General features: G+C 65.9%; 23 protein-coding genes. 13 read left to right on the top strand and 10 right to left on the bottom strand.

Going from position 1 to position 24619, the window contains the following annotated elements:
* Positions 1-21: 21 nt before the first annotated feature.
* From NZU74_08065 to NZU74_08040, 6 genes are all read left to right on the top strand, one after another.
* Positions 22-1929: a hypothetical protein gene (locus tag NZU74_08065; protein ID MCS6881276.1), complete on the top strand. Its 1908-nt coding sequence runs from the start codon at positions 22-24 to the stop codon at positions 1927-1929.
* Complete coding sequence (locus NZU74_08060; protein ID MCS6881275.1) at positions 1926-2738, top strand: DUF1616 domain-containing protein; 813 nt, start codon at positions 1926-1928, stop codon at positions 2736-2738. Before NZU74_08065 ends, NZU74_08060 begins: the two co-directional genes overlap by 4 nt.
* 126 nt (positions 2739-2864) lie before the next feature.
* Entirely contained in the window at positions 2865-4178 is a 1314-nt protein-coding gene (locus NZU74_08055) for a hypothetical protein (protein MCS6881274.1), read from the top strand.
* Between the two features lie 79 nt (positions 4179-4257).
* Positions 4258-4491, top strand: coding sequence for a hypothetical protein (locus NZU74_08050; protein MCS6881273.1), 234 nt, complete (start codon positions 4258-4260; stop codon positions 4489-4491).
* A 104-nt stretch (positions 4492-4595) separates the two neighbouring features.
* On the top strand, positions 4596-5834 hold the full coding sequence (locus tag NZU74_08045; GenBank protein ID MCS6881272.1) for a glycosyltransferase family 4 protein: 1239 nt from the start codon (positions 4596-4598) through the stop codon (positions 5832-5834).
* Positions 5835-6307: 473 nt separating this feature from the next.
* A complete protein-coding gene (locus NZU74_08040) occupies positions 6308-7129 on the top strand; it encodes a CPBP family glutamic-type intramembrane protease (protein MCS6881271.1) in 822 nt (273 codons plus the stop codon).
* A gap of 187 nt (positions 7130-7316) precedes the next feature.
* On the opposite strand, the gene NZU74_08035 is transcribed toward NZU74_08040, so the two are convergent.
* Positions 7317-7664 (bottom strand): type II toxin-antitoxin system PemK/MazF family toxin, encoded by a 348-nt coding sequence (locus NZU74_08035; protein MCS6881270.1) that lies wholly within the window; start codon positions 7662-7664, stop codon positions 7317-7319.
* The gene (locus NZU74_08030; GenBank protein MCS6881269.1) at positions 7654-7920 is read right to left on the bottom strand and encodes a ribbon-helix-helix domain-containing protein; all 267 of its coding nucleotides are present in this window, start codon (positions 7918-7920) and stop codon (positions 7654-7656) included. The genes NZU74_08035 and NZU74_08030 overlap by 11 nt, the downstream gene beginning before the upstream one ends.
* 668 nt (positions 7921-8588) lie before the next feature.
* Here NZU74_08030 and NZU74_08025 point away from each other — a divergent pair.
* The 3 genes from NZU74_08025 (at position 8589) to NZU74_08015 (ending at position 11536) form a co-directional block, all read left to right on the top strand.
* Entirely contained in the window at positions 8589-9581 is a 993-nt protein-coding gene (locus NZU74_08025; protein ID MCS6881268.1) for an ABC transporter ATP-binding protein, read from the top strand.
* Positions 9574-11127, top strand: a complete 1554-nt coding sequence (locus NZU74_08020) for an ABC transporter permease (GenBank protein ID MCS6881267.1) — start codon at positions 9574-9576, stop codon at positions 11125-11127. Before NZU74_08025 ends, NZU74_08020 begins: the two co-directional genes overlap by 8 nt.
* 184 nt (positions 11128-11311) lie before the next feature.
* Entirely contained in the window at positions 11312-11536 is a 225-nt protein-coding gene (locus NZU74_08015) for a type II toxin-antitoxin system RelE/ParE family toxin (GenBank protein MCS6881266.1), read from the top strand.
* Between the two features lie 470 nt (positions 11537-12006).
* On the opposite strand, the gene NZU74_08010 is transcribed toward NZU74_08015, so the two are convergent.
* Together NZU74_08010 and NZU74_08005 are read right to left on the bottom strand one after the other, a co-directional pair.
* Complete coding sequence (locus NZU74_08010; GenBank protein ID MCS6881265.1) at positions 12007-13086, bottom strand: NAD(P)-binding domain-containing protein; 1080 nt, start codon at positions 13084-13086, stop codon at positions 12007-12009.
* 190 nt (positions 13087-13276) lie between these two features.
* Positions 13277-14125, bottom strand: a complete 849-nt coding sequence (locus NZU74_08005; protein MCS6881264.1) for a DUF2085 domain-containing protein — start codon at positions 14123-14125, stop codon at positions 13277-13279.
* Between the two features lie 207 nt (positions 14126-14332).
* Here NZU74_08005 and NZU74_08000 point away from each other — a divergent pair, with 207 nt between their 5' ends.
* Complete coding sequence (locus NZU74_08000; GenBank protein MCS6881263.1) at positions 14333-15379, top strand: histidine kinase; 1047 nt, start codon at positions 14333-14335, stop codon at positions 15377-15379.
* A complete protein-coding gene (locus tag NZU74_07995; GenBank protein MCS6881262.1) occupies positions 15376-16098 on the top strand; it encodes a response regulator transcription factor in 723 nt (240 codons plus the stop codon). The genes NZU74_08000 and NZU74_07995 overlap by 4 nt, the downstream gene beginning before the upstream one ends.
* 116 nt (positions 16099-16214) lie before the next feature.
* Here the strand turns inward: NZU74_07995 and NZU74_07990 are convergent, their stop codons facing one another.
* The gene (locus tag NZU74_07990; GenBank protein MCS6881261.1) at positions 16215-16886 is read right to left on the bottom strand and encodes a Crp/Fnr family transcriptional regulator; all 672 of its coding nucleotides are present in this window, start codon (positions 16884-16886) and stop codon (positions 16215-16217) included.
* Between the two features lie 362 nt (positions 16887-17248).
* On the opposite strand from NZU74_07990, the gene NZU74_07985 reads away from it, so the two are divergent.
* Positions 17249-17518, top strand: coding sequence for a 4Fe-4S binding protein (locus NZU74_07985; GenBank protein ID MCS6881260.1), 270 nt, complete (start codon positions 17249-17251; stop codon positions 17516-17518).
* Between the two features lie 171 nt (positions 17519-17689).
* On the opposite strand, the gene NZU74_07980 is transcribed toward NZU74_07985, so the two are convergent.
* The 5 genes from NZU74_07980 to NZU74_07960 form a co-directional block, all read right to left on the bottom strand.
* Positions 17690-17974, bottom strand: a complete 285-nt coding sequence (locus tag NZU74_07980) for a hypothetical protein (GenBank protein ID MCS6881259.1) — start codon at positions 17972-17974, stop codon at positions 17690-17692.
* A gap of 18 nt (positions 17975-17992) precedes the next feature.
* Positions 17993-18517, bottom strand: a complete 525-nt coding sequence (locus tag NZU74_07975) for a glycine/sarcosine/betaine reductase selenoprotein B family protein (GenBank protein MCS6881258.1) — start codon at positions 18515-18517, stop codon at positions 17993-17995.
* 444 nt (positions 18518-18961) lie between these two features.
* Positions 18962-19543: a TetR/AcrR family transcriptional regulator gene (locus NZU74_07970; protein ID MCS6881257.1), complete on the bottom strand. Its 582-nt coding sequence runs from the start codon at positions 19541-19543 to the stop codon at positions 18962-18964.
* Between the two features lie 194 nt (positions 19544-19737).
* A complete protein-coding gene (locus NZU74_07965; GenBank protein MCS6881256.1) occupies positions 19738-21129 on the bottom strand; it encodes an MFS transporter in 1392 nt (463 codons plus the stop codon).
* A gap of 214 nt (positions 21130-21343) precedes the next feature.
* Complete coding sequence (locus NZU74_07960) at positions 21344-22753, bottom strand: alpha-glucosidase/alpha-galactosidase (GenBank protein MCS6881255.1); 1410 nt, start codon at positions 22751-22753, stop codon at positions 21344-21346.
* Positions 22754-23198: 445 nt separating this feature from the next.
* Here NZU74_07960 and NZU74_07955 point away from each other — a divergent pair, with 445 nt between their 5' ends.
* Positions 23199-24425 carry a radical SAM protein gene (locus tag NZU74_07955; protein MCS6881254.1) on the top strand — a complete coding sequence of 409 codons (1227 nt, stop codon included), beginning with the start codon at positions 23199-23201 and terminating at the stop codon, positions 24423-24425.
* Positions 24426-24619 lie beyond the last annotated feature (194 nt).

Here is a 24619-nt window from a genome sequence, read left to right as displayed (position 1 = left end):
TATCCAAGAAAAGGAGATCCCATGAGTGTTCACGTTCCAATGAAACAGCGACAAACCGCGTTGCCGGGAGGATTGGCCTTCAGTAGCGTGCAGGCGCGCGGCTGGCGCCCTCCGATCTACGCCGTGAGCCTGGCCCTGTTCTTCCTTGGTCTGGGCGTGCTGGCGCAGGCATATATCGTGGAGGCCAACACTCCGGCGGCCTATGGATGGTTCTGGGCCGGGTTGGGGTTGTGCATGGGCGGGGCGCTCATCACCGGCATAGCGCCCGCCGGCACGACCTGGCAGCGCGTACTGATGCTCGCCCTGCTTGGCGGCGCGCTGTACGCGCCCACCTTTCTGCGCAGCCCGGCCTATCCGATCTTCGCCGATGAACTGTACCACTACCAGGCCCTGACCCTGATGCGCGAACAGGGAACACGCGAGGTGAATCTCACCTTTTTCACCGTTCCGCGCGACTATCCGGGTCTGGCCCTGCTCGGGCTGCACATCGTCAGCAGCGCCGGTCTGCCCTCGGAATGGGCGGTGCGGCTCGTGCCGCTGATAGTCCACCTCACCATGCCGGTGCTCGCCTACGCTGCGCTGGCCGCCTTGCGCGTGCCGGAGCGCCTGGCGTTCGTAGGCGGGCTGCTCTACATGAGCAACCGCAGTTTCTTCTTCTTCCACAGCGTCTTCAGCTATGAGACCCTGGGCACCCTTTTGTTCCTGGTGGTGGCGCTGCTCAGCCTGAACCTGCTACGGCAAGAGACGCCATCGGCCTGGCCATTTCATCTGCTGCTGCTGCCGGTGATCGCGGCGATAAGCATCACCCATCACTTCAGCACCCTCATCAGTCTGGCCTGGCTGCTCATATGCGCGCTGGTGACCTGGTCGGTAGGTCACAAACAACGCCGACTCTTTGGCGGGCTATTGTTCTTCGCGGCCCTCTTCGGCCTGGCCTGGCTTGCCTTCCAGTCTGATCGGGGCATTCAGTACGTCGTCCTGACCATCACGAATCGGACGGTGGCATTCTTCAACGGGGTGCAGGCGGCCTTGAGTGCTTCGGCGGCGTCACCCGGCAGTGATGCCTGGCGGTTACGCCCGCTCTTCGCCAACTCGCCGCTGCCATTGGCCGAGCGCATAGTTGCCTACCTCTACCCCGCGCTGATTGCCGCGCTCATTGCGGCGGGCCCGGCGCGGGCGGCGCGCTTCTTCTGGGTCAGGCGAGGTCAGGATCTCACGCCCTACGCAGGCATTCTCGTCCTGGGAATATTCGGCCCGGTCCTCTGGCTCCTCTCCACGCCCCTGGTGTTGACGGTCAATCAAGACGCGGCCTATCGCTCCTGGCCGTTCCTCTTCCTGGGGGTGGCCCTGTACGCGATCATCGCCCTCTACGGCGTTGAGACCGAAACGCGCCGTCCGCGCGCTCCAAAGAGCCTGGCAGCGTTCGGCATCGCCATACCGCTGCTGATCGGCGGGATCGTGCTGGGCGACAACCAGGCGGGACGTTTCCACACCCACCAGATCTTCGCCGCCTCCGGGCCGGAAGCCATCACCGATGATCTGGTCGCGGCGGCGCGCTGGCTGGAGGCGCACTACGGCCCGCACCACCGCGTCGCCGGCGACCGGGCCAGCCAGGTGGCCTTTGGCGCCTTCGGCAACCAGCGGACCCGGATCTGGGGCGTCGGGCACCTCTATTACTACGACGATCCCGGCGGCGCGATCTGGTTCCTCAACGAGCACAAGATTGACTTCGTTAGCGTGGACCGGCGGGTGTCGCGCTATCTGCCGCGCTACAGCACCTACTTCGGCGACGCCGATCCCTTCGGCCAGCAGCGACCGACCCAACCGGTGCCGGTCGAGCGTCTGGAGAAGTTCGATCGCATTCGCGATCTGCAGCGCGTCTATGACAACGGCGACATCATTCTCTACCGAAAGGCGGTGACCCGATGAACACGCTCCTTACTCGCCGGCCCGGACCGCTCTTCATTCCCGCTCTGGTCGGGCTGAGCGCCACGCTGGCCATGCTGCTGGCAGCGAGCAATGTGCAGGCGCCGGCGCTCCGCGCGCCGCTGGGCTTGATGCTGGCGTGCTTTGCGCCAGGCTATGCTGTGCTCTTCGCCCTCTTTCCACGCGAGGCCCATCACCTGCAACAGGCGGCCCTGAGCATCCCCTTGAGTCTGGCGCTGGGCATCCTTGTGGGCGCCGGTATGGATCTCGCGGCCCTACCCTTCTCAGGCGTGCTCTTTGCCGCGTTGAGCTGGGGGATCACGATAACGGGACTCGTCATTGGAGCCTGGCGCCTGGAACGTTCAGGCGGCGCTGCGGGCGGCTTCTTCCGCCAGGCGCCGGATGGCGCGGCGCCGGCGCGACAGCCAGGCCGTCTGCTAACCGGCGCGCTGGCCGCGGCGCTGGTGATACTTTCTGCGGGATGGGCCGGCTCAGCGGTGTACCGGGCCGCCCAGGTTGAAACCAAACCCTTCACCGTGCTGGCGATAGAGCCGGCAAGGATTGATGGCGCCGTGCGTCAGGCCGTGGTGGTTGCCAATCACGAGCATGCCCCGGTCGCCTATCGCCTGGAGGTGCGCCTGCCGGACGGCAACGTTATTGGCGCCTGGGCGGGCACGCTGCCGCCTGGCCAGACCTATCGCATACCGTTGCCTGAACGCCTGGATCTAGGAGCGAGCAGACGAGCCGAGGTGCTGCTGTTCCGCGATCAGGAGAACAAGCCGTACCGGACAGTGCATCTGGTGGGGAATTAGGTCCGTCCGCGAAGCAACCTCACCCCACGGGTTTGGAGGAACGCGGGGAGACTCCGTCTCCACGCCTCGCCCGAACGCTGACAGAACAGGCCAGGCGGGGAAACCGGCAGGTTAGGAACGAAAACCATGCTCACTCAGGCCAGAACTTCGTTTACCCGTATTGTCGCCGGGTTACGCTCGCCGTTGTACCTCAACGGCTATGCGCTGATCGCGAGCGCCATAGCCATGTCCGGTCTCGGCTTCGTCTTCTGGGTGCTGGCGGCCCGCCTGTATCCTCCAGCGGCGGTCGGGGCCAGTTCAGCGCTGGTCTCCCTGTTGATGTTCCTGGCGGGGATCGCCCAGCTCAACCTGCGCGGCGCGCTGATCCGCTTCCTGCCGCTGGCCGGTCTGGCGGCGCGCCGGCTGATCCTCGGCGCCTACGCCGCCAGCCTCGGCGCCAGCCTGCTGTGTGGCGGCGCGACGCTGCTGGTCGCCCGCCGGTGGCTGCCTGAAGAGGCCTTCATCATCACACGACCCGCTTTCGCCGCGTGGTTCATCATCTCGGTGGCGGCGCAGACGATCTTCGCGCTCCAGGATCACGTGGTGACCGGGCTGCGCCGCACGCTCTGGGTGCCAGTCGAAAACCTGATCTACTCGCTGATCAAGATCGCGCTGCTGATTGCCCTGGCCGGCAGCGCCCTGGAGCCCGCAATCTACTTTGCCTACACCGTCCCTATGCTGGCGCTGGTCATTCCCGCCAACTATCTCATTTTTTCGCGCTGGTTGCCGGCCCACGGCGCTGCTTCAGACCAGGCGGAGAAGCAGATGAGCTTCGAGCGCCTGGTTCGCTTTGTGGCCGGGGACTATCTGGGATCGCTGTTTGCCCTGGCATCCACGACGCTCGTGCCCGTACTGGTGGCAATCGCCCTGGGGACAGAGGCGAACGCCTATTTCTATCTGCCCTGGGTGATGGTAGGAGCACTGGAATTGTTAGCGGCAAACATGACCGCTTCGTTTACCGTGGAAGCCGCCCGCGAGCGCGCGAAGATGATTGTCTACAGCCGGCGCGTGCTCGGGCAAATGCTGATCCTGCTGGCGCTCGCGTCAGTGGTCATGCTGCCCGGCGCGCCCCTTCTGTTACGGATCATCGGCCAGGAGTACGCCGATGCCAGCGCCGAGTTGTTGCGCCTGCTGGTGCTGTCGAGCGTTCCACAGGCGGTGCTGGCGCTGGCAATGAGCATCGCGCGGGTCGAAAACCGCATACGGGTGATCGTGGCGCTGCAAGCGGCGAACTGCGGCCTGCTGCTGAGCCTCAGCGCGCTGATGCTGCCAGCGCTGGGCATCCTGGCCATCGGCTGGGCAAAGCTGATCGCCCAGGGCGGCCTGGCGCTGCTCATGCTGGGCACGGCCCTGCGCCCGCTGTGGCGGTCCAGGTGTGGAGGTGTGGAGGTGTGGAGGTGAAAGAACATCTCCACACCTCCACAGACGAATTATCAGGCGGTTTTGGAACTTTAGACGGAATTTCATCTGAAGGGAGGACATGACCGTGCATCCACTCATCCTCGACATGGGGTTCACCGGCGCGGCATCAACTATGGGACTGGCCGCCACGCTGTTCCTGATCGGCGTGCTGGTACAGCGCGAAGCGATCAGCAGCCTGGCGCACGCACGCGCAGGGCGGATGCGGGCAGCCCTGTGGGTGGCGATTGCGCCGCTGGTGGGCGTTTTTGCGCTGGTGGTGGCGACGCGCATTACCGCCGCGCTGGCCGGCTGAAAGTGAACGGCATTGAGCCTGTTGAGGCGTCGGTGCACCAGCAACCACGCTCAGATGCTCGATGTTCAGGCGGCGATCATCAAGCTACAACCTCGAATTGCGCCATGCGGATCTTAATGCTCACTGATTTCTATCGGCCCCTGATTGGCGGCCAGGAGCGCCACGTCGAGAACCTGGCCCTCGAACTGGCAAACCGGGGGCACCGGGTAGCCGTAGCCACCCTCTGGCACGAGGGCCTGGAACGCTTCGAGGAGGACCGGGGGGTGCGGATCTACCGCATCCAGGGGACTGTGCAGCGCGCCTCGGCGCTGTTCAGCCAGACGGGACGCCGCTTCGCCCCGCCGGCGCCTGATCCTGAGACAGTGTGGGCCTTGCGGCGCATTCTCCGGCGCGAACGCCCCGAGATCGTCCACGCCCATAGCTGGATCGTCCATTCCTTTCTGCCGCTTAAGGCCGGGAGCGGCGCGAAACTAGTGGTCACCCTGCACGACTACGGTCTGCATTGCGCCACCAAAATGTTGTTGCGCCAGGATCACCCGTGTACCGGCCCGGCGCCGGACCGCTGCCCGGGGTGCGCCGCGGCGCACTACGGCCTGCTGAAAGCCAGCGCGACCCTGGCCGCGCAGCGGGCGACCCTGTCCTGGCTGCTCGCGGCAGTGGACCGCTTTATCGCCGTCAGCCAGGCCGTGGCGGAGGGCAACGGTCTGGCTGGCAGTGGGCGCGCCTGGGAAGTGATCCCTAACTTCATTGCCGATGGCATCGAGATGTCAGACAACGATGCGGGGGACCTCGCGGCGCAGCTTCCATCCGGCGACTTCCTCCTCTTCGTCGGGGCGCTCAATCGTCACAAGGGCCTGCACGTGCTCCTCGAGGCCTACGCGCGCCTTGAGGACGCGCCGCCGCTGGCGCTTATTGGCGCGTGGGCGGAGCAGGATCTGCGGCTTCCCGCGGGGGCGCAAGTGTTCGAGCACTGGCCCCACGCCGCGGTCATGCATGCATGGCAGCGCTGCGCTATCGGCATCGTGCCCTCCATCTGGCCCGAACCCTGCCCGACGGTGGCGATGGAAGCTATGCTGGCAGGCCGCCCGCTGGTCGCCTCGCGCATCGGCGGCCTGCCAGACCTGGTGGCGCATGAGGAAACGGGCTTGCTGACGCCGCCGGGCGATGCCGGGGCGCTGGCGGCGGCCCTGGCGCGCCTGCTTGGCGACCCGGCGGCGCGACGGCGCATGGGCGCGGCGGGGCAGCGGCGCGTGGCCGCCTTTCAGGCGCACGCGGTCATCCCGCGGATCGAAGCCCTGTACGCCGCACTTCTGGAACCCGCCGGACGAACCGTGCCCGTTTGACAGACAGTGGCGCAGAGAACGCGATTTTCCCTCTTCCAACCGGCTATACGCACAAAAGGAGGAACTTTACAATGACAACCTCATCGCTCCCCTTTGAGACCCGCGGCTCTGAACGCGCGCTGGCGCCGGGATTATGGTTCTGGCTCTACCCCGCGCCCCTGGCCATTGCCGAGCTGCTGGTGGCCGGCGGGCGGCCCCTGGCGGGCCTGCTGCTCCACGCCGCCCTGGCCCTGGCCCTCATCTACCACAGCGCCCTGGGCCGCGCCGGACACGAGCGCAACCTGGCCCTGGCCCTGCTGCTCGTCCCTCTGCTGCGCATCGTCGCCCTGGCGTTGCCGCCGTCCGGCGCGTTGCTGCTCAGCATCACCCTGGCCGGGGCGGGCATCCTCGTCGCCGCCGCGCTGGTGATCCGCGCCCTGCGGCTGCGCCCGCGCGAGGTGGGCCTGACCCTCGGCGAATGGTGGATGCAACTGATGGTGACGGGCTGCGGCATCGCCCTGGGCTACGCCGGGGCGGTCCTATTGCGTCCCGAACTCCCCGCCGGCCTGGTCTCCTGGCAGGCCGTCGCCGCCCTCGCCCTGGCCCTGCTGGTCTTCGCCGGCTTCGCCGAAGAGTTGATCTTCCGCGGCCTGCTGCAAACGGTGAGCGGGCCGGCGCTGGGACGCTGGGGGCCGCTCTATGTGGCAACCATCTTCGCCCTGGTGCAACTGGGCTTCGGTTCGCCCCTCTACGCCCTGCTGGCCTTCATCACGGGGCTGGTCTTCGCCGGGGTGGTGCGGCTGAGCGGCTCGATCATCGGCGTGGCCCTGGCCCACGGGGTGGCCAGCATCGTGATGCTGCTGGTGATGCCCTATGCGCGGGCCAACCAGGACTCGCCGGTGGCGACGGCGCTGCCGCTGGCGATGCTCATCGGCGGGGTGTGCGCGGGGATTGCCGTGCTGCTGTTCGCGCTGGCGCGCCTGACCCCGCGGGCGCCAGCGGGCGCGGCCCCGGCCCCGGCGCGGGTGGCGATGGGCGCGGGTGAACCGCCGGCCCCGGCGCGGGTGGCGATGGGCGCGGGGGCTGCGCTTGCCGCCGCCCAGACGGGCGCGCCGCTCCTTTCGGCGAGCCAGCTCACCCGACTACGGCGTGCGGCGCAGTTGACCTACATTGACCTGGCGGAGCGGGCCGGGCTGCCGGCGCGGCTGCTGGCGGAGATTGAGCTGGGCCTGGCCCCCCTCGACCCGGAGAGCGCCCTGCGCCTGGCCGATGGGCTGGGCATTCTGCCGCAGGAGTTGCGGGCGGCGGCGGGGTAACCAGGGGGCGTGCGGCGCTCCTGCTCGCTGAAATGGTCTGGGAGGGCCAGGCCTACCCAGACCATTGCATCCTGGTGCGCAACCAGGACATACCGGACAGCCATGTCGCCTCCCCCCTGGAGGCGGACGTTGCATCAGCCCCGAGGGGCTACGTCCTTCCGAACCTCCCCCAGAAATCGAATGGGCATTATAACTCCAATAAGATACGCAACGTGTCCTCTACTCGTCGCATCGTCACAGGCGTAATTGCTCCCCAGGGCTTTCCTTGCAGACGATCCTTCGAGATCGAGCGGAGGGCGTCACACAGGATAAAACTCCGGGTGCTGACCCCTCCTTCAGGCGGATCGAGGGCAATATGCGCCGGGATACGGCGATCCGTTCGGGTCAACGGGATCACAAACACCAGTCCGGAAGGTCCGTGGTTAAACAGGTCGGTCGAGATAATCAGCACCGGGCGCGTGCCTGCTTGCTCATGGCCACGAACAGGATTGAGATTGGCGAGCCAGATTTCACCCCGTGACGGTTCAAGACCCATCCCCCTCCTCCTCCTGGTCAAGTCCATCGAGCAGGGTCACATCCCACAGGGCAGCTTCAGCCGCCGCCTCGGCTTGCGCCTGCGGGTCGGCTTGCAACGCGGCATAGGCGACATTCAAGGACTCTAAAAACTGCCGCCGACGGTACTGCTCCAGGGCAGTTTCCAGCACCTGCTGGATGGACGTTCCCGCGGCCCGGGCAAGCTGGTTGAGCAGGTCCCGCGTTTCCTTTGACACGCGAATGGTCGTCGTCGCCATCGTCCCCCACCCTTTCGCTGTCTACATTATAGTCTACGATATTATAGCAGATATGTAGACAAGGACGTTGGAGATGGCGGGGCTTGTGTAACTCGGGCAAGCCCCTGATCCCGGTTTTTCGCTGGTAATCGCGCCAGAAGCATCCCTGGCACGTCTACGCCACCCCACACCCCGCCGCTGGCGGCGGACGTTGTACGAGCCCTGAGGGGGACACAGCAGCGGTTTCTCTCGGCGACCCTTTCTGGTACAAGCGGTCGGGCGCTCTATGCAGCCGCTCACGATTGAGCGGAACGCGAAAGCCGAAGGTGACTGGCACCCCGACTCTCTACATCTCTCAGGTGTAGGGTTTTTCAAGTGAGAAGGGGTTTTCAGCATTCCAATGCGCTTACGGTCCTCACCCCCCGCCCCCAGCTCCCGCTCAGGGAGAGGGAGGGCGGGCGTCCCAATGCCCTACATGGCGAATGCGACGCGAGGATGGGCCGAAGAACCCTGCACCTGAGAAACTCTCTACATCCCCCGTGACTGCGTGAGCGACCGAGGCGTCGTGATCAACGATAATGGGAAACCAGATTTCCCCGTGCCCTGCGTACCGGTGTGCGAACAATCCGGGTGGGGCAGCCTTCCAGGTTGCCCTGCATGCAGGTTGCCCCACCACCAGGAGCAAGCCCGTGTCTACCAGGAACCTTGTCATCCTCTCCGAAGGGGTCGAACTGGATTTTGGCAATGGGTCCGGAATCTTCGATCAGCACTATCAGGTGCCGGAGGGGACTATTCTGGGCATGATCGGCCCCTCGGGCTGCGGCAAGACCACCACCTGCCGCGTGGCCCTGGGCCTGCTGATCCCCCAGAAGGGACGCATCACCACCCTGGGCCGCAATCCGGCCCGGTTTCGCGCTGCCGATCGCGAGCGGATCGGCTATATCCCCCAGCAGTTCGTACTCTACCCTCGGCTGAGCGTGGCCGAGAATGCCGCCTTCGTCGCCTCGCTCTACGGTATGCCCGCCCGCCAGGTGCGCGCCCGGCTCGACGAGTTGCTGGCCTTTGTGGACCTGAGCGACGCCCGCCATCGCCTTGCCCGGAACCTCTCCGGCGGCATGCAGCGCCGCCTGATGCTCGCCGGGGCGCTCATGCACGACCCGGTGCTGCTCTTCGCCGACGAGCCAACCGCCGGGATTGACCCGGTGTTGCGCGCCCGCTTCTGGGAGTACTTCCGCCAGCTCCGCGATCAGGGCCGCACCCTGGTAGTGACCACCCAGGTGGTCAGTGAGGCCGTCTACTGCGATTACGTGGCCGTGATGCGCAAGGGGCGCATTCTGGCCGTGGATACGCCCGAGAATCTCCGGCGCATGGCCCTCGGCGGCGAAATTATTGACCTGACGCTGACGAACCCCGAAGAGGTGCACCGCGCCCTGGAGGTGCTCAGGCGCTGGAAAGATGTGGTCCGGACGGCCCATCGCTCGCCGGACCCCGACGCGGAGGCCGATATCCACGTCGTGGTCGAGGACGCCCGCGAATGGCTGCCCGAGGTGCTGAACCGTCTGGAGAATCAGAAGCCGCGCATCGGCGTCGAAAGCGCCGCGCCGGTCGAGGTCAGCTACGACGAGGTGTTTATAAAGATTATGGAAATGGACCAGCGCGCCCAGGAGGCTCGCCATGGCTGAGACGCCGCTCATCGAGAAGACCGCGCCCGCGCGCGCCCGACCCGGCGATGCGCCAGCCTGGCGTCGCTGGCTGATCCGCGCGCGGGCCTACTTTCTCAAGGAAGTCAATGAGATCCGCCGCCAGCCCCTGCTGATCATGAGCCTGATCGTCGGGCCGCTGCTGGTGCTTATCCTCTTTGGCGCGACCTACGTCAATAGCACCCCCCGCGTGCGCACCGCTGTAGTCCTGCCGCCGGGCGGCGCGCCCGGTATCAGCGAGGAACAGATCCGCGAGGTGATCGGGTTGAACTTTGACCTGCGGGCGATTACCACCGACCGGGCCAGCGCCGAGGCCCAACTGGCCGCTGGCGACCTCGACCTGGTGCAGATTATCCCCGAGAATGCCGCCACCGCCCTGCAGGAGGGCGTCAGTCCGCAGATCGAGTTCATCTCGAACGCGATCAACCCCCTGGTGGAAGGCTGGATCCAGTACCTGGCCTACGCCGAGGTGAACGAGATCAACAAAGCCATCCTGCGCGCCACCGCTGCCCAGGCCCAGCAGGAGGCCACCACCATTCGCGTGCGCGTGGTGGACGCCGAGGGCAAGGTAGCCGAGCTGGAACGTGGGGTCTTGGAGGCGCGCGCCGAGGCCGCCCGGCGCGACATCCGCGAAATCCGGGCCACCCTGGAGGCCCTGGAGCAGGTGCTGCCCTCGCAGGAGTTTCTGGCCGCCCAGGGCGGCGAGAGCGCCCGGCTCCGCCCGACCATCGAGCGCCTGAAGACGAACCTTGACCGCATTGACCGGGCCATCGCCGACGATAAGCTCGCCGAGGCGCTGGCGGAGATTTCAGCGGCAAAGAACGATCTGCGCACGCTGAACGGCAGTCTGGAGATCTTCGTCAATACCCCCCCGGAGCGCCTGGTGTCTCCCGTGACCCAGAGCTACCGCAACCTTCGTGGCGGCGCCTACCCCGCCGTGGTCTACTACGCGCCGGGAGTGCTGGCGCTGCTGGTGCAGCACACCGCGGTGACGCTCGGCGCCCTGGCCCTGGTGCGCGAGCGGCTCATGGGCGCCTTCGAGGTCTTCCGCGTCGCCCCGGTGAACCTGACCCAGTTGATCGTGGGCAAGTACCTGGGCTACACCGTCTTCATCGGCCTGGCGACCCTGGCGCTGATCGTGGCCATGACCCTCCTGGGCGTGCCGCTGCTGGGCAACTGGCTGCTCTTCGCCGCGCTGATCCTGCTCCTCATCGTCGCCTCCCTGGGGGTCGGCTTCCTGATCTCGGCCCTCTCCGGCTCCGACAGCCAGGCCATTCAACTGGCTATGATCTCGCTGTTGCTCTCTATCTTCTTCAGCGGCTTTTTCATCGCTCTGGACAGCTTTGCCTGGCCTGCCCTGATCGTCGCCTACGCCATCCCCATGACCCACGGCCTCGCCGGGTTCCAGGACATGATGCTGCGCGGCATCCTCCCCAATCTCTGGACCTGGATCGGCCTCGGCCTGATTGCAGTGATAACCTTTGCCCTCGTCGCGCTGATCACCCGCCGGCAGTTGCTCAAGGCGTAAGACACGATTGACACCTGAGGCGCCGTTGAAGGGGTGTGAGGAGGCGCAGCCTCCCCGCAACTCCCGGTCCGCCGACAGCGGGTGTGCGCCCTGGCGCAGTGCGGACCGGTGTTCTGCCGCGGAATAAGTACGGCGGGTCATTGCCGAGCTGGCCGATGAGCCCCGTCCTTCTGAGAGCAAAGAGTTGCTGTATCCATCCGGTGGCGGAACCGCGCGTTCTCAACCCGCGCCAGAACAGTCTGTAGAAGCTCCTTCGGAGCCCGTGCGCGAGTTGCGCCGTATCCGATTGGAACGCTGGCGAATTGTTTATGCAATTACCGAAGCGGATCAGGCTATTGATGTGTTGACCGTCCGCAAACGTCCGCCCTACGACTATGGCGATCTGGAGCAGTTACTGGCCACGAGTTGAAGCGTTTGTCAGGGGTCTGTGGCAGGCCGTACCCGCCCGGTGCGTGGCCCCGGCAACACAGAAGAACCTCTCCCATGTGTCGTGTCCGGGCGGCGATCTTGTTTGGTTGCGCCCTCGCAACTCCAGGTGATCGCGCTGACACTGGATCTGTCGCTTGACACATGCTATTCTATAGCCAGACGTAGCCGGTAGTCTCTGATGGTAGAGGCGAAAGGGACATTGGTCCTCCCCGGCTACGCCCCTTTTTTGGGCGGAAACGCCGGACGGATCGCCTGATCCGCCCGGCGTTTTTTGTTTGATCTCTAAGACGATAACGAGACTTCGTGTCGGCAGGGGTTGCAGGGGCCTACGACCTGCAGGATTTCCCGTTGCGGGGAGGCGGCGCTTCCCCGCAACCTCCAGGAATGCGTTAAGTCAGGAAGAGGAAATGCGCCACGCCCAATCCAAAATCCAAAATCAAAAATCCGCAATTAATTAGCTTCGTACCGCTCAAAGGCCAGCCCATAGCTGCGCGCCGGCACATCGCCAAGGGCCGCGGGCCACTGCCCGGTAAGGGCGCGCACGATCTTCCCCACGTGCTCGTGACTGTTTTCGATGAAGATGGTATAACGCTGCTGAATGCCTGCCGCCACCGTGCCTGCCAGGTAGAGACCCGGCACATTCGTCTCCATGGTCTCCGGGTTGTAGACCGGGACGCGATTCGGTCCCCACAGTTCCACGCCCGCCTGCTCGAGCAGGCGCTGATCGCCGCGAAAGCCGGTGGCGAGCAACACAAAGTCCGTCTCGTGCATGAGGGGAGGCCCGTCCACTGGTCGTCCGTCTTCGGTGCGCGCCAGTTCAACGCAGCCCGGATGGATCGCCACAGGCGCAGTTTCGGGGAGAAAGGCGATGGTTCCGGCCTCGATCTGCGCCTCCAGATCAGGCAGGAGCCAGTGCTTGATCCGCCGTTCGTCAAAGCGGGCGCGGCGGTAGCTGATCGTCACCCGCGCCCCGGCGCGCCAGCAGCGCAACGCCGCCTCCGCCGCCGAGTTCTTGCCGCCGACGATCAGCAGGCGGCGCCGGAAGTAGTCGTGCGGGTCGCGGAAGTAGTGCGAGACGTGGGGCAGATCCTCGCCGGGGATGTGCAGCCGGTTCGGGTAGTGCATGTCGCCAATCGCCAGAGCTACGCGCTGCGCCCGGTAGCGCCGTTCGCCGGTGAGCGGCGCAGTGATCAGGGTAAAGCCGTCGGCGTCACGGCTCAGGTTGGTGACCGGCTCGTAGGTGTGGATCGGCAGGTCGAATTGCTCGACCACCGCGCGCAGATAGGCCAGGTACTCCTCGCCGGTGATACGGTTCTGGTGGTTGTTGGGAATGGGCACGCCGGCGATGGCCAGGCGCTCGGTGGTGCTGAAAAAGGTCGTATTTCGCGGCCACCAGGTCATCGTGTGGCCAATCTGCCCCGCATCAAGGTGCAGGTATTCCACCCCTGCGCGCCGCAGGCACACGGCCAGTTCGATGCCAATCGGCCCCGCGCCGATGATGGCCAGTTCGTAGACAGGCGTTTCCGTCATGGGAACCCCTTGCGTTGGGACGGCGGCGTTGTGCCCTCCTGCGAGTATCATACTATCCCGGCTGTGCGCCGGGTTGGCCTCACGCACTACGGTTCAGAACCCGGCTTTCCTGCACGTCGAGCCTGGTCGGGGCAACCAGCCGGTCGTTGCTGCCCCACCGCTCCCTGGTCGCCAGGGCATTCAAGCGACCTCATCCGCCCTCGGCGAAGCGCAGCGCGGCCAGGCCGGCCACCACCAGCAGGGTGGGAACCAGGGCGATACAGGCGGGGAAGGCGAGCTGGCGCAGCGCGACAACCCGGCGGGTATAGCCGGACGCGACCGCCGCCAGCAGCAGGAACATGGTGAACAGTTCAGCGATGATCCCCGCTACGCCGAGCAGCGCCAGCGGCCAGTAGAGGGCTTCCAGGCCGCTGTGGATGGCCAGCGCCAGCAGCCCGTTGAGCAGCAGCAAGCCGCCAAAGCCGCGCCAGTCCAGCACCGGGCGCTGCATCTCCGCGTTGGCGCGCAGGGCGCGGTTAAAGACGAACAGAATGATCGGCGTCAGCGCGATGCCGAACAGAACGCCGGTGATGGTGCGCAGGTCGTTACGCGGCATGTAGAGGTAGGCCCGCCCTGTATCCTCCAGCACCGAATTGACCCCATCACCGACCATCGCCAGGGCGCCCAGAGCCAGCACCGCCAGAAGCGGGCGGGAGGGCAGCGCCGCGGCCCGTCCATACCCTCGCGCAAACAGGTATCCCAGGCTGAGCAGATAGCTGCTGTAAATCCCCGCGTTGCGCGCGCAGAGCGGCAGGGGCCGCTCGCCGAGGAAGACCAGGTGCTTCTGGGCCACCAGGCCGTGTACGGCTGCATAGAGCTTCCACTCCAGAGTGGCGCCAGGCCAGAGGGCGAACGTCAGAATAATGGCGCCAACGAACGCGAGAAAGACCAGTTCCCAGAACCGCTGGCGTCGTTCAGCGGCGGCGCTTTGCTCGCGCGCGCGTTGCTCCGCGATGCGCGCGCGGGCCAGTTCAAGAATTTCATCGGGACGCGGCGGCATATGTGGCGCAGCCCTCCACGTGGAGTCAAAGCCAGCGCAACCCGGAGGGTTGCGCCTACAGGCCATTGCTATCATCTCCATCGGCAGTTGTAACAGAGCAGCCATCCAATGTCAAGGCGCGTCAAGAACCCTGGGCGCGCGTGTTGCCCGCTCGTTCAGGCGCATGCTATACTGAGCACACGTTATATTCAGCAGGGAGCAGGTCCTGTGCATCCGGAGCCTTCAGCGCTGCTAGAGGCGGCGCATGCCATTGTTGCCGAGCAGATCGCCCGTCTGCGAGCGTTATACGCCTCCGCGCAGCAGGAGCTTGCCCGGCTCGAAGCCGAGGTGCGCCGCCTGGAGCGCCAGCTCGACGAAGTGATCATCCAGGCGCGCTTCGCGTCGGAGCGTGGCCAGGTTAGCGCCACGACGCTGGCCGAACGCCAGCGGCGCCTGCGCGCCGCCCACGAGTCCCTGACGCGGGAGTACGAGCGGATGCGCCGCGCCCTGCGTCAGCTCGACCAGTTGGTGCGCCAGATTGATATGAGCAGCGCTACTCTGGCGGGTGGCGGCGAGGGCGACACCGCTGATCCCTGGGTGCAGGCTCTGCGCTCGCAGGTCATCATGGGCCGCGAAGAAGAACGGGCGCGCCTGGCCCGCGAGGTGCACGACGGTCCTGCCCAGGTGCTGGCCAACACGCTGATGGGGCTCGAACGCTGCCAGATGCTGCTGGCCGAACGCCGGCTGGAGCATCTGCAAGAGATGCTTGGGCAACTTGGCGAGAACGCGCGCGAAGGCTTGCGTGAGGTGCGCGGCTTCATCGCCGATCTCCGCCCAGGCAAGCTCGAGGAGCAGGGGCTTGCCAACGCCGTCCGCGAGTATGTGCAGCGCTACCGTGACACGGTCAATGTTCCGGTCAGCCTTGACCTCGATCCGCTCCCGCGTTTGCCGGCCGAGGCCGAGATCGTCCTGTACCGTATCGTCCAGGAGTCGCTCCAGAATGCTCGCAAGCACGCGCCCGGCGCGCCGATACACCTTGTACTCACGCGGTGTGACGACCGCCTGGTGCTCCTCATTCGCGACGAGGGGCCCGGCTTCGATCTGCGTGAGGTGGCCCGACGCGCCGGGCGCGAGAGTTGGGGGCTGACCAGTATGCGCGAACGGGCCGAGTTGATCGGCGCCAGTTTTGTGGTTACGACCCGCCCCGGCCATGGAACCGAGGTTGCGGTCAGTTTGCCGCTGCGCGGCGCAGGAACTCCATCGAGGCCCCTATGACGAACCCAAATCCCATCCGCGTATTGATCATAGACGATCACCCTCTTTTCCGCCAGGGGATCCGCTGGAGTCTCGAAGACGCCGATGATATTACGGTGGTCGGCGAGGCGGAAAACGGTCAGGAAGCCCTTAAGCTTACTGAGCGCCTCAACCCCGATGTGGTCCTGGTGGATATCAATCTGCCTGGCCTCAACGGTCTGGAGGTTGCGCGGGTGATCAAACGCCGTGACCCGCGCATCGGAATCATTGTGCTCAGCGTCTATGAGGACGATGATCAACTGTTCCAGGCGATCAAGGTCGGCGCGGCCGCCTATTCGTCCAAGGATGTGCACCCTGAGGAACTGCTGATGTTCATCCGCGAGGTTGCGAAGGGTCGCTATTTGATTAACGATGCCGTGCTGGCTCGCCCCGCCGTCGCCACCCGAGTGCTCCACCAGTTCCGCGAACTGGCCGCCACCGATGATGAACAGACCTCAAATCTCTTCGCCCCCCTCACCAGCCGGGAGATCGAAATCCTCGACTGCATTGCTCGCGGTCTTTCCAATAAGGAAATCGCCAACGAATTGTCCATCAGCGGGCAGACGGTCAAGAACCATATTACCTCCATCCTCTCCAAGCTGCAGGTCAACGACCGCACGATGGCGGTGATCTACGCTATCAAGAAGGGCTGGATCAAAATGGGCTACACCCTCAGCAGCGATCCGTCCTCCACGGAGTAGTGTCCGCCTCTCCCGGAACAACGGCGCGCCACAACGCCGAGGTCCGCAACCGGCACTGCGTTTTTGCCATTCTGAAGCGGGTTGCGGACCTCGGCGCCGTTCACGTTCGTTGCCCGTCACAGGTCGGTCTGGCGCTCGAGACCTGCCCGGTCGAGCACATGGATCGCGTTGCGCTCCATGCGGATCAGTCCGAGGGCCTCAAAGCTCTTGAGGGTGCGGCTCACCATCTCGCGCACCGTTCCCAGACGCGCGGCCATCTGAGCCTGGGTAAGCGGAGCGACCGGCGCGCCCCGTTCGGCTGCCCGGGCCTGCTCGAGCAACAGCCGGGCCAGGCGTCCCTGCACCGTGTGCAGGGCAAGGGTGTCAACCAGGTCAACCATGTGACGCAGCCTTGCGGCAAGCTCGCTCAGGAGCGCCCGTGCCAGCGCCGGGTGCGAGTCGATGAGCTCGAGCAGTCGCTGGCGCGGCAAAGCCGCCAGCACCGCGTCATCCAGCGTCTCGGCACTGGCGGGGCAGGGGCCGCCATCAAAGATCGGCACGGCATTAAACAGCCCGCCCGCCCCGACGATCCCGAGCACCTGCTCGCGACCGCCGGTCGAAAGGCGGTAGAGCTTCACCCGTCCGGCGACGACCAGATACATCGCCTCAGCCGGCTCGCCCTCAAGTTGCAGCGTCGTCCCCGCTGGACGCTCCAGGACCGTCATGATCGCCGCCAGGGCGCGCAGGGTCGTTTCGGGCAGGCCGGCGAACGGGGGCATCTGCTCCAGCATCGGCGCATAACTGGTCATTGGCCGCCCCTCATCGCTCAACCACAGAGTACTGACCGGAATGATCGATCCGTTTAGAACCCTGAGCCGTGCGGCTCGCGACGCTTGCGCCGCCATCGTTGCGGATCAATCGTTTTGAGAAATGCTGCCGGCGCTCGGCGCTTCCCTCGGCGCCGAAGGCAACCGGCCCACTCCTCACGCATTATACCTTCATCACACTTAAGGGAGCGACCCCGTGGCATACACGCCAGGTCCCACACCATCCCTGTGAGAATTGTCGCTTCCAGGGACGCCCGTCGGTGCTACACTGGCGCCTGCCGGCACGCGGATACCGGCCGCACCGCTCGGCAACTGCCCGCTGCGGATGGCAGGCAGGAGGGAGCATGGCATCCCACCAGTACCAGTACGTCCTTCCGCTGATCAACGTTCGGCTGTGCACCGGCTGCGGCCTGTGCGTCGAGCTCTGCCCGACGCGTGCCGTGACGATCCTGGGGGGTCTGCCCGTGATCACGCGGCCAGAAGATTGCACCTTCTGCGAGGTGTGCGAGAGCTACTGCCCTGAGGGGGCCATCGAGCGTCCCTTCACGATCACCTTCGCCCCGGACGCCACTCGCCTCTCCGGACGCGGCAAGCGGCGTGACCGGTCCGGGTGAGGACCCGTTATGCGCCCGAGGGTGCGTGAAAGCAGGACGCAAGGCCAGACGGGCAGGCGAGGGGAGGGAGCATCGTCCTACCCCGGCGCGGCCCGCTACGCGGCCATGGTCGGCGACTGCTTTGCCGTCACACAATCAACAGCGCTGGAGTGCCGCCTCGCGAAGCTGCCCTCAAGGCAGATCCCAGCGATCGGGTTCTTCATACTCCTCGCGGCGCCAACGCCAGCCTGGATCATAGATCGTCCCCGACTCGCGCACGGTATAGAGAGCCTGGAGCGCAATGTACAGCACGCAGAGTTGCTGCGCCCGGTTACCCGGCTCTCCCAGGGGATGACCAAAGGGCCACTTCAGATGAATGGCGCGCGGCGGGCGCACCCGCTCGGCGATCTCGCGCAGAGCGATAATGCACACGGTTGGGATGCCAAAACTCTCGATGACCCTGGCGATCAGTCCCACGGACTGATTGCACAGCCCTCAGGCAGGGGTTAGCAGCACCGCATCAATCTTCTCCTGCCGCAGCATGCCCGCCACCTCGGGCGCGGTCTGGCGGATCAGCGTCTCGACGTGGGGCGGCTCGATGTGCCCCATGAAGCCGTAACAGGTTCCCAGACCGCCGATGGCGCCGCGGGCCGCCAGTTCGCGCGCGAGTTCCAGCGGAAAGAGGATGTTCAGATCGCGCTCGGCGTCGGTGTGGTCGTAGTAGTCGTGGGTGATCGCCAGCTCGTTCACAGGCGTATCGGCGGGAATGGCCCGGTAAGTGGGATCGCCGCGCGAGTCGCGCATGTCAAACGGCGTTTGCGCGCGCAGATGCACGCCCCCCGTCGTCACCAGGGCCAGCCGCACTTCCCGTAGCGGCTTCTCCAGGCGCGCCAGGGGCACGGGTTCACCCTCCAGGGCCTCGAACCACTGCCCCCAGATCCGCGCCAGTTCAGGGGCCTGGGAGAGCAACTGCCCGAAGGCGCTCTCCAGGCGCTGCCGCAGCCAGTCGAAATCGCTCATGATCCCATTCCTGTGAGTCAATGCACACACATCGCGCCAGGCGTCGTGAATAGTCTGTGACGTAAGTTTCCTGGCGTTTCCGCCCTCCTCCCGGCCTGCATTCTCAGGTGTAGGGTTTTCCAGCGCAGGCTCGCGTCGCATGCGCCATCCGGGGCATTGGGACGCCCGACTCTCCCCTCTCCCGCGAGCGAGAGAGGAGGGCGGGGGGGTGAGGAATCGCAAGCGCATTGGAATGCCGAAAACCCCTGCTCGCTCGAAAAACCCTACACCTGAGAACCCAGCCTCCACCCGTTGGGGGGAGGTGCCAGACGTCCTCCCCCGGCGGGGGAGGGTTGAGGAGGGGGCGGGTTGAGAAAAAAACCTGTTCACAGACCAATGAGAACGCTATATCCGGCAATCCAAAATCCAAAATCCCAAATCCAAAATAGTACAATGAGGTTGCCCCTATTGCGCCGCAATCCCATCCAGCAGAATCTCAACGATCTGGGTTGCCGTCTGCTCATCGGCCAGGCGGGCGCAGGGATGGTCGGTATGGAAGAAAGGGTAGAGCATCCCCAGCAGCAGCCAGGTGGCCAGATGGGGGTTGATCGGGCGCAACTCGCCCCGCGCCACCCCATCGCGGATGATGGCCTCGATTGGCTCCAGGAAGCCGCTGGCGTAGCAGCGCTGGATTCGCTCTCGCGTAGCCTCGCCCAGACGGGGCAGATCCTGCGTGCCGAGGCGGATGAGCGCCCGCTGGAGAGGCGCCTGGGCGAATAGCCCGCGCACCAGCACGGTCAACCGGGCGCGCGTGTCGGGCGCCTGCCGCGCCGCCGCCACCAGCGCCTCAGTCTCGGCGACCCAGTGCGTCAGCACCGCCTCCAGCAAATCCTCCTTGTCGCGAAAGTGGTAGTACAGGCCGGGCTTGGAGATCCCCGCCGCTTCGGCGATTTCACGCATGGCCACGCCGTCGTATCCATGGGCCACAATGAGCCGCGCCGCCTCGACAATGATCGTTTCCCGGACGCTATCCGCTGATCCGCTCATGGCGGAACTCCTTTGCTCCTCACCCTCCCCCCGGCCCCCTACCTCTCCACCTGCGGTGGGGAGGGAGGGGGGGCCGAGCGCAGCGAGGCGGGGGCGGGTGAGGACGTCAGCGCGCGCGCAACGCTCCCCTTCCTCCATCCGCGCACCTAGCGCAGCGAGGCGGGGGCGGGTGAGGAATGGTCATCCCATCGGCATCACTGCGTCGCCATTTCCAGCGCCCGCCGGCGCTCCGCGGCGCGGTCGCGCAATCCTAGAGCAGCGATGGTGAGTGCAGCCATCAGCAGACCGATAGCCAGGAAGGCGCGCGCGTAGCCGTCGAGAGGCAGCGCCGCGCTCGCGGCGATCAGGCCGACCACCACCGCGCCGAGCAACTGGCCCACGCCCATCGTCACCGTTAGCAGGCCCTGCGCCGCGGCCCGCTCGCTGGCGGCGGTTTCGTTGAGCAAGACGTAGCGCAGGGCTGCCCCCAGCAGGACCGCCAGCCCCAGCCCTAGCAGCACTGAGGCCACGTAGAACAACACCAGGTTGCTGGGGAACAGACCGAGGAGCAGCAACCCTGCCGCGCTCAACAGTGTACCACCAGCAATCACCAGCCGCGAGCCGAAACGGTCGAGCATGCGCCCTGAAATGGGCGAGCCGACGGACATGGCCAGGACGACCACCAGGAGCATGAAGCTGGCGGTGGAGGCGCTGACGCCGAAGGCGAGGGTGAGCAAAGCCGGAATGAAGACCACCGCTGTCTCGGCAATGCCCGCGCCAACCGCCAGCGCCGCCGTGAGGCGGATCGGGCGTGAGCGGAAGAGGGCCGGTTGCAGGATGGGCGCCCCGGCGCGCTGCTCAATCCAGAGAAACACCGGCAGCAGCAGGATTGCAGCGGCCAGCATCGGCAGCGCCAGGGGATCGATCTGACCCTGGCTGATCTGGGCCGGGTCAAGCACGGTGAGGCCGTAGGCCAGGGCCGCCAGGGCCGCCCCCAGGGTCAGCGTGCCGGCCAGGTCGAAGGGCGCCCCGGCGCGCGCGCTGGCCGTGGGCAGCAGGCGCAGGCTAAGGGCGATCACCGCCAGCGCGATGGGCAGGTTGATCAGGAACAACCACGGCCAGCCCAGCAGCAGCAGCACGCCGCCCAGGATGGGGCCGATCAGAAAGGCGATGCCGAAGACCGCGCCCAGCAGCCCCAGCGCCGAACCGCGCTGCTCAGGCGGAAAGGTGTCGCCCACCACCGCGCTCGCCACGGGAAAGATGCCGCCCGCGCTGAACCCCTGGAGCAGACGTCCCGCCAGCAGGATGGCGAATGTCGGGGCCAGGGCCACGATCAGCGAGCCGAGGGCGAAGCCGCCGACACACAGGGCGTAGATCCAGCGCCGGCCCGCGCGGTCCGATAGGGCCGCCATCACCGGCGTGCCGACCAGGTTGCCAAGCACATAGAGCGAAAAGACCCAGGCCAGGGCCTTCTCGGTCACCCCGAAGTCGCCCTGGATGGCCGGCAGGGCCGGCCCGACGATGGCGATGTCCAGCGCCGCCATCAAGACGCCGACAAAGAGCAGCCCCAGCACCTGATTGCGCCGTCGTTCAGGCGAAGGTTCCATGGTGCACCTCCTCAAGTTACCGACCGGTCGGTCAGTCATAGACTATTGTACCACAGTTGGCAGAGGCCTGGAGGGGCTTCGCCGCTTCCCTACAATCCTCTTATACAAATTCCGGCTGACATGCATGCGCCTCATCGCCAGATCACTTCTTGATGTCCTATATGGCAATCCAACATCCAAAATCCAAAATCCACAATCCGAAATATGAGGAGCATCAGCTATAGGCCGGCAGCCAGTCGCCATGGGCGGCGATCAACGCATCCACCAGCGCCCAGATCTGCTCGAGATCGAGTTCGGCGCCAGTATGGGGATCGAGCATGGCGGCATGGTAGATGTGTTCGCGTTTCCCGGTGAGCGCCGCTTCCACCGTCAACGCCTGCACGTTGATGTTGGTCTGCATCAGCGCGGCAAGCTGCGGTGGCAGAGCCCCCACCCGGGTCGGCTGCACGCCGTTGCGGTCCACCAGGCAGGGCACTTCGACGCAGCACCCCTGGGGGAGGTTGTCAATCAGCCCGTGGTTGGCGACGTTGCCGTAGATCACCCGTGGCTGACCGGTCTCCATCGCATGGATGATCAGCGCGCCGTACTCGCCGGAGGGCGCGCCCCCCTCCTGGCGCTCGCGCGCCCAGCGCTGCCGCAGGTAGCCCGCCAGGTGCGGGTCGCGCGCGGCGATCTCGGCCAGACGCCGTTCGCGCGTCTCCTGCTCGTAGCGCGCCAGGGCCGCTGCGTCACCATGCTCCAGCAACGGGCGCATCCCCTCCCATTCGGCAATCTGCCGCTCGCAACGGGCCGGGTATTCGTCGAGCGGGATGTTGAACCGCTCGATCAGGTCGGGCCGGTCGCGCTTGATGAACCAGGGGGTGTACTCGCTCACGTGCTCGCTCGACTCGGTCACGAAGTAGCCCAGGCGCCGGAAGAGTTCGTAGCGCACCCGGTTCCATGCCGGCGCCCGGTTCTCCTCCACGATCTGGCGCAGGCGCGGGTAGAGGTCCGCACCCCGATGGGCCAGCCGCAGGTAAAAGGCCATATGGTTGATCCCGGCGCAGAGGTAGTCAATCTCCTCCTCCGGCAGGCCCAGGTCATAGGCCAGTTCGCTAATGGTGTGTTGCACGCTGTGGCAGAGGCCCACGGCGTTAATGCGACTGGCGCGGCTGATCGCCCAGCAGTTCATCGCCATCGGGTTGACATACTGGAGCAAGGTCGCATCGGGGCAGAGGCGCTCCATGTCGCGGCACATGTCCAGGAGCACCGGAATGGTGCGCAACCCGCGCATGATCCCGCCGATGCCGATAGTGTCGCCGATGGTCTGTCGCAGGCCGAAGCGTCTGGGGATCTCGAAGTCGGTCACCGTGGCGGGCCGGTAGCCGCCCACCTGGAACATCGCGATCACATAGTCGGCCCCCTCGAGGGCCTGCTCGCGAACCGTAGTGGCCTCGATCCGCGGTCGCGCGCCGAGATGCGCCGCCAGGAGATGGGCCATGCGCTCCGAGTCGCGCAGGCGCTCCGGGTCGATGTCGAACAGCAAGATGGTGGACTCGCGCAGTTCGGGGAAGCTGAGAATGTCGCCAATCAGGTTCCGCGCGAAGACGGCGCTTCCTGCGCCGATGAAGGCAATCGTGGGCATGGTGAACATCCTTTTAGTCTGTAAACGAAGTCTCTCGCTACACCTCCGCCCCCTCCCCAACCCTCCCCCGCTGGGGAAGGGTGTCCGGCTCCTCCCCCCAACGGGGGGAGGTTGGGAGGGGGGCGGAAATGCCACGAAACTTACTTTACAGACTACTCATCTGACACGTCTCTTCCGTCCGAGCCCGGGTGATGGGCCGGCCCTCGTCCGGTTGGGCCAGAACCCTCGCCCGGTCGGGCCGAAGGATTAGCGGCGCTCATCCGTCGGCCCGACTTGCTCACCGGGCGTAAAGACTTTGTTACTCCCATCATTACGCCGGTGCGCTATGATGAGATGCAACATAAACGCGAACATGTCCTGTAGACGGCAGGGGCTGGGAGAGCTGCGCCTCGCAGGCGCCTCTCTCTGCCGATGGATATGCCGAACCACAGAAGGAAGATCGCCGATGAACACGCAAGGTACGGCGGTCGCGCCTGCCACGCAGGTGATCAGCACTCCACAGACAGGCAACATTTATGTCAATGCGCAGCCGTGGGCGCTGACGCTTTCCGACAACCTGCGCGCCACCTTCGTCTTCGACCGTGAGGGGCGGCCGGTGAGTTGTTTCCTCAATGGCTGCAACTACCGCTTCGGGCTGTCGGGGCTGATCCTCATGAAGGTCTCCCGCCCCGGCGCGTCTAAGCTGCGCCGACTCCTCTCTAACGACGAGGCGACTGAATTGCGCGCCACCGTGCGCGAGCATGTGCGCCGCATCGCCGCCGGCATTGCCGAATCGGTATCGGACGAGGTGCGCGCCTGGCTTGAGCATATTCTGGCCTGGGACGAGGCCCGCGCGCGCGCGGATCGGGAACGGTTTCTACGCATCTACCGGCCGGTCAGCATTGTCCCGCCTGATCAGTATCGCGCCCTGGTGCTACAGGTCACCGAGGGCTGTAGCTGGAACCGCTGCAGCTTCTGTAGCTTTTATCGCGATCGGCGCTTCCGGATTAAGACGGCTGCGGCGTTGCGGGAGCACATTCGCCAGGTCAAAGCCTTCCTCGGGCGCGGCATCAGCCTGCGGCGCTCGATCTTTCTCGGCGACGCGAATGCGCTTATCGTTCCCCAGCCGCGCCTGCGCGAGCTGTTCGCAGTCATTCGCGAGGAGTTTCCCGGCGGCGAGGAGGGACCTTCCCCCGACTTCTACGCCTTCCTCGACATCTTCGGCGCTGCGCGGAAGAGCAGCGAGCAGTACGCCGAGTTGCGCGACCTGGGGCTGCGACGGGTCTACATCGGGCTGGAAAGCGGCGACGACGCGGTGTTCCGCCTGCTCAACAAGCCCGGCTCGCCGCAGCAGGGGGTCGAAACGGTGGTGCAACTGAAAGCGGTGGGCCTGCAAGTGGGTGTCATTCTGCTGGCCGGGGCGGGCGGGGCCGATCTCGCGCGCCGGCACGTGGCCCGGTCGCTGGCGGCGCTCTCGGCCATGGAACTCGATGCGGACGACCTGGTTTACATCTCGCCGCTGATCGTGGCCGACGATAGCGACTACGCGCGCCGCGCCCGCACCCTGGGCCTCACGCCCCTGTCCCCCGCTGAACTCGCAGCCCAGCTTGAAGAGTTGAAAACCGGCGCGCGCGCGGCCACCGCCGGGCGCCCCCGCGTGGCCCTCTACCATATCGAGGAGTGGCTATATTAGAGCGCAATCCAATAACCTGGATCCGATTGCGCTCTGAGCGGGCGCGGCTCTCTCAGCCCCTCTCCGCGGGCAGGCGGGGGATGGGCAACCCGGCGCCCCCGATGGTCGGGTTAGATTCTCCTGGGAGGGCGTAGCCCTCCCGGATCCTCCCCTTGCGCTCCGAGCGGGCGCGGCTCTCTCAGCCCCTCTCCGCG

The organism is Chloroflexaceae bacterium (assembly GCA_025057155.1).
Classification (GTDB): Bacteria; Chloroflexota; Chloroflexia; order Chloroflexales; family Chloroflexaceae; genus JACAEO01.
The sequence above is the reverse complement of the archived record's forward strand: the minus strand, read 5'-3'. Positions and strand labels throughout refer to the sequence as shown.